Source organism: Paenibacillus sp. 23TSA30-6, from assembly GCF_014858585.1.
Classification (GTDB): Bacteria; Bacillota; Bacilli; order Paenibacillales; family Paenibacillaceae; genus Paenibacillus.
Genome location: NZ_SLTL01000030.1, coordinates 1 through 13,850 on the forward strand (window position 1 = coordinate 1; position 13,850 = coordinate 13,850).

General features: G+C 46.9%; 13 protein-coding genes and 1 other RNA gene. All 14 read right to left on the minus strand.

Annotation, left to right across the window (positions count from 1 at the left end):
* Nucleotides 1–495: 495 nt before the first annotated feature.
* The 14 genes from E0698_RS21585 to rpoE all read right to left on the minus strand — a co-directional run bounded on the left by E0698_RS21585 (nt 496) and on the right by rpoE (nt 13,636).
* On the minus strand, nt 496–771 hold the full coding sequence (locus E0698_RS21585; protein WP_192512874.1) for a pro-sigmaK processing inhibitor BofA family protein: 276 nt from the start codon (nt 769–771) through the stop codon (nt 496–498).
* A complete protein-coding gene (locus tag E0698_RS21590) occupies nt 768–1,079 on the minus strand; it encodes a DUF2508 family protein (protein WP_025683201.1) in 312 nt (103 codons plus the stop codon). Before E0698_RS21590 ends, E0698_RS21585 begins: the two co-directional genes overlap by 4 nt.
* A 213-nt stretch (nt 1,080–1,292) precedes the next feature.
* Complete coding sequence (recR, locus tag E0698_RS21595; protein ID WP_025683200.1) at nt 1,293–1,892, minus strand: recombination mediator RecR; 600 nt, start codon at nt 1,890–1,892, stop codon at nt 1,293–1,295.
* A gap of 26 nt (nt 1,893–1,918) precedes the next feature.
* On the minus strand, nt 1,919–2,230 hold the full coding sequence (locus tag E0698_RS21600) for a YbaB/EbfC family nucleoid-associated protein (protein WP_013308226.1): 312 nt from the start codon (nt 2,228–2,230) through the stop codon (nt 1,919–1,921).
* Between the two features lie 45 nt (nt 2,231–2,275).
* Nucleotides 2,276–4,030 (minus strand): DNA polymerase III subunit gamma/tau, encoded by a 1,755-nt coding sequence (dnaX, locus tag E0698_RS21605; RefSeq protein ID WP_149096334.1) that lies wholly within the window; start codon nt 4,028–4,030, stop codon nt 2,276–2,278.
* 159 nt (nt 4,031–4,189) lie between these two features.
* An RNA gene (gene ffs, locus E0698_RS21610) (signal recognition particle sRNA large type) lies at nt 4,190–4,456 on the minus strand.
* 107 nt (nt 4,457–4,563) lie between these two features.
* Complete coding sequence (gene rpmE, locus E0698_RS21615) at nt 4,564–4,761, minus strand: 50S ribosomal protein L31 (RefSeq protein ID WP_134911660.1); 198 nt, start codon at nt 4,759–4,761, stop codon at nt 4,564–4,566.
* A 157-nt stretch (nt 4,762–4,918) separates the two neighbouring features.
* Nucleotides 4,919–6,190 (minus strand): radical SAM protein, encoded by a 1,272-nt coding sequence (locus E0698_RS21620; protein WP_192512875.1) that lies wholly within the window; start codon nt 6,188–6,190, stop codon nt 4,919–4,921.
* Nucleotides 6,191–6,345: 155 nt separating this feature from the next.
* On the minus strand, nt 6,346–7,680 hold the full coding sequence (rho, locus tag E0698_RS21625; protein WP_134911662.1) for a transcription termination factor Rho: 1,335 nt from the start codon (nt 7,678–7,680) through the stop codon (nt 6,346–6,348).
* A gap of 257 nt (nt 7,681–7,937) precedes the next feature.
* Nucleotides 7,938–9,191, minus strand: coding sequence for a UDP-N-acetylglucosamine 1-carboxyvinyltransferase (locus E0698_RS21630; RefSeq protein WP_044646877.1), 1,254 nt, complete (start codon nt 9,189–9,191; stop codon nt 7,938–7,940).
* A gap of 208 nt (nt 9,192–9,399) precedes the next feature.
* Nucleotides 9,400–10,254 (minus strand): class II fructose-1,6-bisphosphate aldolase, encoded by an 855-nt coding sequence (gene fba / locus E0698_RS21635; RefSeq protein ID WP_044646876.1) that lies wholly within the window; start codon nt 10,252–10,254, stop codon nt 9,400–9,402.
* Between the two features lie 229 nt (nt 10,255–10,483).
* The gene (locus tag E0698_RS21640) at nt 10,484–10,870 is read right to left on the minus strand and encodes a response regulator (protein ID WP_192512876.1); all 387 of its coding nucleotides are present in this window, start codon (nt 10,868–10,870) and stop codon (nt 10,484–10,486) included.
* A 213-nt stretch (nt 10,871–11,083) separates the two neighbouring features.
* Nucleotides 11,084–12,685, minus strand: a complete 1,602-nt coding sequence (locus tag E0698_RS21645; RefSeq protein WP_134911664.1) for a CTP synthase — start codon at nt 12,683–12,685, stop codon at nt 11,084–11,086.
* Nucleotides 12,686–13,087: 402 nt separating this feature from the next.
* Nucleotides 13,088–13,636 carry a DNA-directed RNA polymerase subunit delta gene (gene rpoE, locus E0698_RS21650; protein WP_192512877.1) on the minus strand — a complete coding sequence of 183 codons (549 nt, stop codon included), beginning with the start codon at nt 13,634–13,636 and terminating at the stop codon, nt 13,088–13,090.
* Nucleotides 13,637–13,850: the final 214 nt, after the last annotated feature.

The following is a 13,850-nucleotide window of genomic DNA, read 5'->3' on the forward strand; positions in this document are numbered from 1 at the left end:
TGTATTAGGCACGCCGCCAGCGTTCGTCCTGAGCCAGGATCAAACTCTCCATTAAAGACCAACCGAAGTTGGTATATAGAAAGAGCGATGTGCTCATTTTGAAACTGACGAGATAAAAATATCTCTTTTTGCTCCAGCTCCGTTCAGCCTTGCAGCATGTCCGAAACCTTCGCGGTTCACTCACTCGTTGTTCAGTTTTCAAAGATCAAACCTTCATATTTTCTTGCTTTGTTTCACCACCGCATCTCAGCGGCGACTTGATTAATATAACATACATTCGGGATTTAAGTCAACACTTTTTTAAAATTATTTTTCAATTTCATTTCAGCGTTGTTCTCACAAAAAAATTCCCGGGCTTTAAGGGCCGAGAATTAATGTATCATATAATTGAATTGGTCGTCAACTATATTTTAAAACAAAAGCATATTTCGCTTTGCCCTTACGCGAAAAGTCACATACAATCAATCCTTTTCCTTGATTAAACTCTATACACACTCACATAGCCTGTCCAAACAATATCATTTTCAATCCCAGTAAAAGCGCAATTCCTGGCACTCCCAAAGCCGTTACAACTCCCATCGTCACCGGATTAATCGGGATATACACCTGCGTGACCCACCCCGAATAATTAATGACATACAGCGCAATTGCCGCCAGAGCCATATGTGCTCCAAACACAGTAAGCCAGCCGATACCCAGGCGTTTTTTGAGGATAAGATATGACAGCACCACAACACAGGCAATCAGAACAAGCCAGACAGCACTTCTCATTCGGCCCTCCGTTTATGAACACGGTCTGCGTCATTGGCATACCCCGGTTCGTCTGCGGGCAGGTGGAAACGATGTAACCCTTGCTGTTTGGCACATTTTAAATGTATCTGATATTTACGCTCCGCAGCTTCCAGAACAAAAATGGCATAGTCGATTTCGTCCTCGCCTGTAGCTTCATGAAATAACCGATGCGCTCTTAACCATTCTGCGTGCGAAGCCCGAATCTGGGCAAACAACTCCTGACGATACTCTGCTTCCGATTTGCCGTGCTCTTGTCGACGAAAATTTTGCTTCACCCGTTCCCACATCCATTCATCCTCCTCACAAGCTGAATTATGTGCACAGTCTGTAAGACTACCTTATTCATACTTATTTAACAGAGGACAAACTTAGAACAAGAACTGCCCATACCAGCCCTATCATCACAAAATAAAAAGGAGCCATAACGGCTCCCCATTGTGTCGAGACAATCCATTCGATTTATCGACACTAAAAATATCTATAACATATACATGTACTTATTAGTTCAGCTCTCTGCGGCCTTCCAGCGCTTTGGACAGCGTTACCTCATCGGCATACTCCAAATCCCCGCCTACTGGCAATCCGTGGGCAATACGAGTAACCTTGATTTCAAAAGGACGCACCAGCCTGGAAATGTACATGGCCGTCGCTTCTCCTTCAATGTTCGGATTCGTAGCCAAAATCAGCTCTTTGATGCGTTCATCACTAAGTCTGTTCAATAATTCCTTGAGCTTGATATCCTCAGGACCGATTCCCTCCATAGGAGAGATTGCCCCATGAAGCACATGATAAAAGCCGTTAAACTCCTTGGTGCGCTCCATAGCTACCAGATCCTTGGAGTCCTGAACAACACAAATGACGGAAGCATCCCTCGTCTTATCCTGACAGATCCGACAAGGGTCCGTGTCCGTAATATTGCCGCAGACGGAACAAAAGTGAAGATTGCGTTTCACATTGACCAGTGCTTTGGCAAAATCAATCACATCGTCTTCCTTCATTTTCAGTACGTGAAAAGCCAACCGGGCAGCCGTCTTCGGCCCCACTCCCGGCAGACGCGTAAATGCATCAATCAGCTTTGCAATCGGCTCCGGATAATACAATAGTGTGTTTCTCCTTTATGCACAGTCTAGAACAAGCCTGGAATTTTCATGCCGCCTGTAAATTTACCCATATCATCATTAGCCAGTTCATCTGCTTTGGACAAAGCATCGTTGACCGCAGTCAACACGAGATCTTGCAGCATTTCCACATCATCGGGATCTACAGCCTCCGGTTTGATGGTGATGGAAAGCACTTTTTTATGTCCGTTTACCTCTACAGTCACAACACCGCCGCCGGAAGTACCTTCAATTACTTTTCCGCCAAGCTCCTCTTGGGCTTTCAGCATTTGCTCCTGCATCTTTTTCACTTGCTTCATCATTTGGTTCATATTGTTCATTTCAATCATCTCCTTTAATGAAGTATACATCCAGACACTTTGATTTTAATCCTTTATAACTACCAGATCTTCCCCGAAAAGTTCAATAGCCTCATCAATCCAGGGCTCCTTGGACTTTCCCGGCGCGTCATGCTCCTGCTCCAGTTGGAATTCTTCGGCAGGCTGGTCGGGAACTCCTTCAATCGCAGCATTCCAATCCTTTTGCATCATCGTCACCAGACGATAGGGATGGCCCAACTGTTCGTGCAGAACCTTCTCAATGACCTGCTTGTTGGCAGGCTTTTCAGTAGTTTCACGGTGAATGTTATTCTTAAACGCCACGAGCACGCTATCCTCTAATACAGACACAGGCTCGCCGTCCATAAACCATGCATGAACTGTGACTTTCGCTTCTTTGACTCCCTGCAAAATTTGGCTCCACTTACGCCCCGCAGCCGCAAATGCCTCTCCCGACTTCTCGGCGATATAGCGATCCAACTGGGAAGGGAGCTTGGCTGGCGCAGAAATCCGCGGAGCGGGAGCGCGCCCTCCGGGGGCCTGACGGCTCCCCGACGATGCATCCTGCCCTGTCCCGGCAGCCAATCCGCCTTGCAACGCACGTTCAAGCTTCTTCTCCAGCTCGGCAAGCTGACGCTTCAAAACAGCTACATCCTCCTGATTGGCAGTGGCAGCGCCGGAATGCTGCGCGGTCGACTGAGCAGCAGCTCCAGCTTCCACAGGAATGCTGCACAGCTTCAATAGAGCTACCTCAAATAAGGTTTGCGGCTGAACGGCATACTTCATCTCGCTCTGATAGCGATTAAGCGTGTCGATCATGCTAAAGAGCTGCTCCTTGGTAAAAGCTTCTGCCACTTCCTTGAACTGCTCCGGCTCCAGCACGCGCTCTGTCATTTTAGTTGCCTGCGGTACCATCTTAATCATAAGCAGATCTCTGAAATAGTACAGCAGATTTTCCATGCATTTATCTGCGCTTTTACCTTCCTGCATAAAGTTCTCAATCATTTGAAGTACTGTGCCGACATCTTCTTTCAGCAATGCCAAGGCAAGCTTACCGAATTGTTCAGACGCAATACCCCCCGTCATATCCAGCACCTGCTGATAAGTAACCCGACCATCTGTAAACGAAGATATCTGATCCAGAACGCTAAGTGCATCCCGCATTCCGCCATCTGACAGACGCGCAATGTACTGTAATGCGTCCGAATCAGCCTCTATGTTCTCCTGTCGACATATAAGGTCAAGCCGCTCCGTCTGCTCCTCTAGCGATACCCGCCGAAAGTCAAAACGCTGACAACGCGAAATGATCGTCGCCGGAATCCGGTGCGGTTCTGTGGTAGCCAATATGAACATCACGTGTGGCGGCGGTTCTTCCAGCGTCTTAAGCAACGCATTGAACGCTTCCGTCGTCAGCATGTGCACTTCATCGATGATATAAACCTTGTGCCGTACTTCCGTCGGCGCATATTTGACTTTATCGCGCAAATCACGAATCTCTTCAACGCCCCGGTTGGAGGCTGCATCAATCTCCTGTACATCCATGACCGCTCCGGCTGTGATCCGTTTACAGGCTTCGCATTCGTTGCAAGGCTCCGGCGCCGGCCCATGCTCACAGTTAATTGCCTTGGCCAAAATTTTGGCCGCACTCGTCTTACCCGTTCCTCGCGGACCGCTGAACAGGTAGGCATGGGACGTGCGATTTTCGCGGATGGCATTCTGCAATGTCTGGATAATATGCTGTTGTCCTACCATGTCCTTGAACGACTGAGGCCGCCAAGCACGGTACAACGCTATATGTTCCAATGCGCGTTACCCTCTTTCCCATTCACTTTCATGAACATTAATGTTCACTTCATTATACTATACTCCCGTCCGAATCTAAACCGGACACCTTCCAATTTATAAACACAAAAAAACATCTTCGCAATGACTGCCAAGATGTTCTAATTCTCTAAATATAAACCGTGCACCTGTTATTGATCGTTGTGATCCGAGCGGCAATCCTGAACAACAACTCGGGCTAGGCCACCCTCCGGCACAAGAGTGTTCTCGCTTATGGCTGCTTCCTTCCGGACCTGACCAGGTTCACAAGTACTCATTGCGGAGGACCCAACCGTCAACATTGTGCGCAGGGACCAGCCTCACATCAACAACACCTCTAACAGGAATTCAACCTCGCTATAGCGGATTGCGAGTTACAGGGCACCGCTACCTCCCCATCTAGCACGGTGAAAATAAGTATATCTCAAGGCCGCACAAAAAGCAAACATCCACAACAAAAAGAGCCCTCCGCAATAGCAGAAGGCTCTAATAACTTTATAACCTGCGGTAATCGATTAGATACCGTATTTCTTCTTGAAACGATCCACACGGCCGCCAGCATCAAGGAATTTCTGCTTCCCTGTGAAGAATGGGTGGCAAGCGGAGCAAATCTCCACGCGCAGAGAACCTTTCACAGAACCGGTTTCGAACGTATTTCCGCAAGCACAAGTGACATTAGTTACGTTAAATTTCGGTTGAATAGCTTGTTGCATTGAACTTTCACCTCTTTCCGCCCTGAGCGTCCTATCGGCCCAGAGTTATATGAACACATGTTCACATTATAGCACCTGGATATGAGCGTTTCAACAACTCTTTTGTGTATCTCAAAATGGCGTAAAACAAGTGTAGTTCAACCCGCTATTGACCGTTTTAGGCCTTGGCAAATTTGGGACGCGCCAGCCCTTGAGGCGGTACGTGGGTGTAAGACCCGATAACAACATCAGGCAGTTCCTCCCGGTAAATCTCAAGCATTTGCTTCATGCCAAGAATCTCTCCCTGGGCAGGTGGAATCAGCTCCAGATAGCTTTCAGGATCAATATTCAGGTTGCGCATCTGAATAAGCTTGAGCTTGGTGCGTTTGGCAAACTCAACCATCGCCTCGATTTCTTCCTCACGGTCTGTCACACCCGGAAAAATCAAATAGTTAATCGACGTATATACACCCTGCTCGGAAGCATAACGAAGTGATTTTTCCACATTGGCTAACGTGTAGCCACGCGGCTTGTAATACGCATTGTAGTGGTCGTCCAGTGCGCTAATCGTGCTGACCCGCATCAGATCAAGCCCGGCATCTACAATACCCCGGATATGATCGTTCAAGCCTGCATTCGTATTGATATTAATGTATCCCATATCTGTAACGGAACGGACCTCTTTGATCGAATCAATAATCAACTTGGCTTGAGTAGAAGGCTCCCCTTCACACCCTTGGCCAAAGCTAATAATGGACTCCGGTGTTTTCAAATGCTCCAGCATGACTTCCACAATCTCATCGACACGAGGGCGGAAGTTCATTCTCGTCTGAGGGGATACAAAACCGCTGTCATCCGGCTGTTCCGAGATGCAGCCAAAGCATCCGGCATTACAAGAGTAAGATACCGGAACTCCACCCTCCCAGCGATTCAGGAACGTGTTCGAGGAGGTAAGACACTCATAGCCTAAGGCACAGTTGGACAAATGCTGGTACAGCCGATTTTCCGGGTACTGCTCTGTCATCCTTTGCACACCCTGTTTTACCTCTTGGCGGTCACAATTTTCCGGATTCCATTTGGACGGATTATCACTCCGCTCGGCCGTTACATAAAAGGCTCCATCCTTCCAGACCACGGCTGAATAGCCAAACAGGGGGAGCTTATACTCTTTATCTGTCTTCACATACCCTGGCAGACATAAGCGTGTAAAGCCTTGAGGCAACAAGGCCCCCACTGCCTGCATATCGCCTGGCAAGGAAACCATTTCCCCGGATTCAGGGTTCATACCGACCGGGCGTGTGTTGGGCAGACTTACCAGCGTAGCTCCTTCCGGTAGCGGAATAAGCTCATCTTCCATGATTTCGACAATCATGTCTGCACTGCGGGCAAGCCCATACAAAGAAGCATGATCATATACATTGCCTTTTTCGTCGGCATACACCAAATACATTGTGGAGCTCCTTTCGTTCCACCAAGCGCACGCCTGAAACCAATCGAACCGTAACGGGTGCGTGCTTGAGGAACAGATAAATACCTATCGGGAAATTACGTTTATCCATAGGCTGATCATTGTTATTGAGGGTAGCTGTAGCTATATTGCTGGATTTAGTTGGTTGAAGCTGGAACCGATGCTGCGGTGGAACGCGTGGTTCTCCGTTGCGGAGTGCTTGAGCTGCTTTGTGATCCGCTGGACGATGCCGTTGTATCAAACGAGGCCAAAAACTCTGCGTTGTTGCTGCTGTTCCGCAATTTCTTTAGGAAACCTTCCACAAAATCGTGGCTTTCCGTCATATTTTTACGAATGGCCCAAATGGTATCCAATTCCTCCTTGCCTAACAACATTTCCTCACGCCGGGTACCGGAGCGACGAATATCAATAGCCGGGAATATGCGGCGTTCCGCAAGCTTGCGGTCCAAATGAAGCTCCATATTGCCTGTACTTTTAAACTCTTCATAGATAATGTCATCCATCCGCGATCCTGTATCAATGAGCGCTGTGGCCAAAATGGTAAGACTTCCGCCCTCTTCCACATTCCGCGCCGCACCAAAAAAGCGTTTTGGACGGTGGAAGGCCCCTGGATCAATCCCCCCACTAAGCGTACGACCGGATGCTGGAATAACCAAGTTGTAGGCACGTGCAAGACGAGTAATGCTATCCAGCAGGATAACCACGTCTTTTTTATGCTCTACGAGGCGAAGGGCACGCTCTAGAACCAATTCCACTACCTTGATATGGTTCTCAGGCAGTTCATCAAAAGTGGAAGCAACAACTTCACCTTTAACAGAACGCTGCATGTCAGTCACTTCTTCCGGACGTTCATCAATCAGCAAGACAAACAGCTCAATCTCGGGATTGTTGGTAGAAATGCTATTGGCAATTTCTTTGAGGAGAAGTGTCTTACCAGCTTTGGGAGGTGCCACAATGAGTCCACGCTGTCCAAGTCCGACAGGGGCCAGTATATCCATTATTCTCGTAGACAAATTATTGGGGGTAGTTTCAAGAACTAACTTGGTTTGTGGATAAAGTGCAGTCAGTGCGGGAAAGTGTAGCCGCTCAGCAGCTTGTTCAGGACTTCTTCCATTGACGGCGTTAACTTGAAGCAATCCAAAATATCGTTCATTTTCTTTCGGAGTCCGGCATTTACCGGATACTAGATCGCCCGTTCTCAAGTCAAACTTGCGGATTTGTGAAGCAGAGATGTAAATATCTTCGGTACTCGGGAGATAATTAATCGGCCTCAGAAAGCCGTAACCTTCAGGAAGTATTTCCAGAACCCCCTGCATAAACATCAATCCGCTCTTCTCGGCTTGTGCACGCAGGATGGCAAAAACTAATTCTTTTTTCTTGAGCGTTCCGTAGTACGGGATCTGGTATTGCTTGGCCAGCTTGTACAGATCGGTCAGCTTCATTTCTTCCAGATCGGAAATTTGCAGATCCATATAATAACCACCTATTCAATTATTAAGTCCATTCAAAACTAAATGATAGACAATGACATCATAAACACCATTAACATAATTTTAACCAAAACAAATAAAGTTATGCAGCCGTCTGCTTGGATTATACCGAATTATTCCGGTTTTCCGATAAAAGATTGTTAGGTATGGACCTATATCTTGTATCATGCAGCGGCTGCATAGAGCCTATCCATTCTATTGTTCATCCGTTCCGGGAGTCCCAAAATGTACGAAGTTTGTTATTCTGTCTGCCGCCATACGTCCGCGCCCAAAAGACGCAGATTGGAGACGAGATGGTCATAACCACGGTCGATGTATTCGACACCTGACACCTCGGTTACGCCTTCACTTACTGTAAGTCCGGCAATGACAAGCGCTGCACCAGCACGCAGATCGGCCGCTTTGACTTTAGCCGCATTCAGCTTGCCACCCTCAATAATAGCCGAACGACCTTCCACGCGGATTTTAGCCCCCATTCGTACAAGTTCAGGGACGTGTTTAAAACGATTGCTATAAACAAAATCGCTCAGCACACTAACCCCTTGCGCCTGAGTAAGCAAACTGGTCATAGGAGATTGCAAGTCCGTGGCGAATCCGGGGTAAACTAAGGCTTTAACATCAACGTGCTCATATGAAGATGAACCCAGAACACGAATACTTTCGTCATATTCCTCTATACCAATACCCATTTCCTGCATTTTTGCAGTCAGAGCCTCCATATGCTTGGGAATTACGTTGTCAATCAAAACATTACCACGAGTAGCCGCAGCAGCAATCATATATGTGCCCGCTTGTATGCGGTCAGGTATGATGGAGTGACGGCAGCCATGCAGCTCGGACACACCTTCAATCCGGATCGTTTCCGTTCCGGCCCCCTTAATAATGGCCCCCATGGAGTTTAACAAGGTTGCTACATCTATAATCTCAGGCTCTTTAGCCGCATTTTCGATAATTGTGGCGCCTTTGGCACGTGCGGCCGCCAGCATAATGTTAATCGTAGCTCCTACACTGCTGACATCCAAATAAATCTTGGTACCGCGCAGCTCTTTGGCATGCAAATGAATAGCACCGTGCTCGTTCGTAACCGTAGCACCCAGTGCTTCAAAACCTTTGATATGCTGATCAATGGGCCGAGGTTCAAAATTACACCCTCCTGGCAAACCGATGATCGCTTCCTTGAATCTGCCTAGCATGGCTCCCATCATATAATAGGATGCTCGTAATTTCTTAACAGGTCCATTCGGCATGGGAATGGATTTAATGGAGGATGGATCTATTCTCATCTGGCTGCCTTCCCAGGCAACGGTTGCACCAAGTTCCTCCAGTATTTCGGAATACACCGCCACATCACTCAACAGCGGCAAATTGTCCAAAATGACTTCCGACTCTGCCAGAATGGCGGCGGGAATCAAGGCGATGGCACTGTTTTTGGCACCGCTGATGGAAACTGTACCTTGAAGCGGCCGTCCACCGGTGATCATCAATTTTTCCATAAGCTTGAGGGTCCCCCTACTTGTTTTGCAGTCGGTCAAATAATAAACTTTCAACTTTTTGGTGGTTAAAATGGAAAGACACCGGCTAAGCGGTGTGCTTTCCAAGTCAAACTATTCAACTGAACAGATTCAAATCTTCTGTGCAGAACTACAATTACAATCAAGAGATACATTGAACCATGCAGATGCACGGTACATCAACTTATTCTTACGCTTGGTTGTTGGAACCGAACTCACGGATTTTACCGATAACGGTTTGTTTAATCGCTTCACGACCTGGAGCGATAAATGTACGTGGGTCATAAGCATCCGGTTTCTCAGCAAGCACTTCACGAACCACTTTCGCGAACACGATTTGGTTCTCTGTGTTTACATTGATTTTGGAAGTTCCCAGCGAGATTGCTTTTTTGATATCATGCGTTGGGATACCAGTACCACCATGCAGAACGAGTGGAAGTTTGATTGCAGCGCAGATCTCTTCCATTTCTTTGAATCCGAGGTTTGGCTCGCCTTTGTAAGGTCCGTGAACGGAACCCAGTGCAGGAGCCAATGTGTCGATACCTGTTTCGTTAACGATACGCAGACAGTCGTCAAGCTTCGCGTACATTACGTCACCTACAACATCATCCTCTTGACCGCCAACCATTCCAACTTCAGCTTCAACGGAAACGCCTTTGGAATGTGCATATTCAACAACTTTTTTCGTTGTTGCAATGTTCGTGTCGATCGGGCTGTGGGAATCATCAATCATAACAGATGTGAAACCAGCATCGATAGCTTCTTTACATTTTTCAAAGCTGGAACCGTGATCCAAATGGATCGCAACCGGAACCGTAATTTTCATGTCATGAATAAGACCTTCTACCATTTTAACAACAGTGTAGAAACCGCCCATGTGGCGTGCTGCACCTTCAGATACGCCCAGGATTACCGGGGATTTTTCTTCTTCAGCAGCGCCCAGAATTGCTTGAGTCCACTCCAGGTTATTAATGTTGTATTGACCTACCGCGTATTTTCCTTCAAGCGCTTTGTTCAACATGTCTGTCATAGATACCAATGGCATGGTTACAGTCCTCCTAAGGGTGTTTGGGTTTGTCTATATTTTAGCCGACATCACATACGGGCTTATTATACCACAACCCATGTTAAATACTAAACAAGCTTTTGCACATCAACACATACGAAAATCACGCCCAGGACGCCGTTTTTTCATAGAATTGTATAAGGAGAGGATTTACTTTCAGTATTTCCCATAAACACAAACAAAAAACCCTGTTGTGTTAACAGAGTTTTCAACCAAAGTAATTCGCTTCGTCACTCCTGAGTTGCTTGTTTACGGCGATTCGCATTTCATCAATATCAAAGGGCTTGGTAAAGTGCATGAGTGCTCCCAGCTCCGTCGCCTCTTTAATCATGTCCAGTTCTCCATAAGCTGTCATCATAATAACCTTGATATCGGGATTCATGGTCTTTAGATGCTTCAAGATTTCAAGTCCGTCCATACCCGGAATTTTCATATCGAGCAGAACCAGATCAGGCGGTTCCTTTTCAACAATTTCAAGTGCAATTTTTCCGTTTGCTGCCTGAAAGGTCTCGTAACCCTCACTTCCGAACACTTCCATCAGCAAAATTCGTATTCCATTCTGGTCATCGACGATTAACACTTTTTTCTTTTCCAATGTTTTAACCTCCTAAGATCTTAAAACGAGGATCATGCAGCTATTGCCATAACAGCGTCCGATGACGTACAATATCCGTCCCATACCCTAAACTATATTCGCTCCTGCAAAAAGAAAATCCTTCTCTTATACATAATTGTGGAATATTCTTTCATAATCAGGAAGCGTGGAATAAAAAAAGACCTCCCAGAGGAGGTCTAACAGGCTGTAGCATTAGCCTTGAAGCTGCAATGCCGCCTTAACAAATTCACGGAACAACGGCTGTGGACGGTTCGGACGGGAAGTGAATTCCGGATGGAATTGTACCGCCAGGAACCATGGATGCTCAGGCAGTTCCACAATTTCCACCAAACGTCCGTCCGGTGAAGTACCGGAAATGCGAAGACCTGCTTTTTCAATAACTTCACGATATTCGTTATTGAATTCATACCGATGACGGTGTCTTTCATATACCAGCTCATCGTTGTAGCAAGCCGAAGCCAGCGAACCTTCCGTCAGTTTGCACGGATACAATCCGAGACGCATCGTGCCGCCCATATCTTCGATGTCCTTTTGGTCAGGCAGCAAGTCGATGACCGGGTAATCCGTAGCCGGATTGATTTCCGAGCTGTTGGCTCCTTCGAGACCAGCCAGAGAACGGGCAACCTCAATGACAGATACCTGCATGCCAAGACAAATACCGAAGAACGGGATTTTCTGTTCGCGTGCATAACGAATGGTGCTGATTTTACCTTCAATTCCGCGATCACCGAAGCCGCCCGGTACGAGAATACCGCCAATGCCGCCCAGCATGTCCGCTACGTTCTCGTCCGTTACTTCTTCTGCGTTCACCCAACGGATTTTCACATCCGCATTGGCATCAAATCCGGCGTGTGAAAGGGATTCGACCACACTTAAATAAGCATCATGCAGTGCAACATATTTACCAACAATGGCGATTTCAACCGTTTTATCCAGCTTTCTAATCCGTTCAACAAGCCCTTCCCACTCCGTCATATCCGGTGCAGGTGTTGTCAGCTTGAGGTGGTTGACTACGATCTCGTCCAAGCCTTCTTCACGCAGGTTCAATGGAACCTCGTATAAAGTCGACGCATCGCGGCATTCTACTACTGCGTTAGCATCAATATCGCAGAACAGCGCGATTTTGGCCTTCATATCGGAAGAAAGTTCATGCTCTGTACGGCAAACAATGACATTCGGCTGAATGCCGATGCTGCGCAGTTCTTTTACACTGTGCTGAGTTGGTTTGGTTTTAACCTCACCAGCAGCTTTAATATAAGGAATGAGGGTTACGTGAATATACATTACATTCTCCCGTCCAACCTCACTTTTGAGCTGACGGATAGCTTCCAAAAATGGCAAGCTCTCAATATCGCCCACGGTACCGCCGATTTCTGTGATAATTACGTCCGAACCCGCTTCACGGCCTGCACGATATACGCGCTCCTTGATTTCGTTCGTAATATGAGGAATAACCTGCACCGTACCGCCCAAATACTCCCCGCGACGCTCTTTGCTGATTACGCTGGAGTATACCTTGCCTGTCGTGACATTGCTGTTCTTGGACAGATTAATATCAATAAAGCGCTCATAGTGTCCCAAGTCGAGATCCGTTTCCGCACCGTCATCCGTTACAAACACTTCACCGTGCTGGTAAGGGCTCATCGTCCCTGGATCGACATTAAGGTAAGGATCGAATTTTTGAATCGTTACCTTCAGTCCCCTGTTCTTCAGAAGCCTTCCCAGTGAAGCTGCCGTAATCCCTTTGCCCAAGGAAGACACAACCCCGCCTGTCACAAAAATATACTTTGTCACTGTTTAAAACCCTCCTAAATAAAGTCCAAAATTCAGGCGACATTATGATGTTATCGTAACCCGTTTACACGGATTATCATCCATGAAGAAGGCAGCGGAATCATTTTCCATGCCCGCCGCCCTTAGCCCTCTTTCATGAGTGCAAACTCCCTATAAAAAAACAAAAAAGCACTCCCGTAGTACGGGGCACTTTTATACAAAAAGCAAACATATAAGTGAATCAATCATAAGCCCAAGCAATAGTTTACCCCGTGTCCAATCCGCTGTCAAGGAAGTTATCTGTGTTAATTTGCCCATTGAGCAAGATTGGAGGGAATCCATCTGAATGCTTCAAATCAGAAGGCAGTTTCAAGAAAATGGTCATGAAAAAGGGGAGAATACATCTCCCCTTACAGCCTGATTCTAACGAAGCGAATCATCGGCGTCTTCCGTCGACTCGTCGTCATTTTCATCTTCTGTATCTTCCTCATCACTGAGGTCTTCATCGTCTATAACCACGTCTTCATCACTATCATCATCTTCACCGTCGAACAGCTCTTCTTCGCCATCCTCGTCTTCACTGTCTGCATCGAAGTCGTCATCGGCGCTGTAAATTTCTTCTTCCTCATGATATTCCTCTTCGTCGTCATCGTCTTCGTCATTAATGATACGAGGACGCTTGGCGCCTGTCAGAGTATCTTCGGATTTATCCACTGGATACCAACGTTTCAAGCCCCACAGATTCGTACCGACACAGGCGAAACGCCCGTCAATGTTGATTTCAGTATATAGCTGAGCGATAACGTCATTAATTTCTTCGTCGGACATGCCACGCAATTTGGCGACTTCATTCATCAGGTCACGGTAATAATATGGAGTATTGGCCGCTTTCAATACCATAAATGCCAAATCCACCATTGGAGTCTCGTGGACTTTCTCCGGGTCAATCTTCAAGTTGAGTGGGGTACTCACCTAGGGACACTTCCTCTCACACGTAATTCACAAGAACATGTTTCAGAGCATACACGATACATGCAATACTAACATATCCATTATCAAAACTAAGTAAAACCTATTTGGAAGCAAATTGCAAGTTAAACATGGGTATCCGTACAATTTGCAGTAGTATGCCTTGAACAAGGCGGCGCACGTTAAAAAGACGGGGTCCCCCCCGTCTCCGACTGTA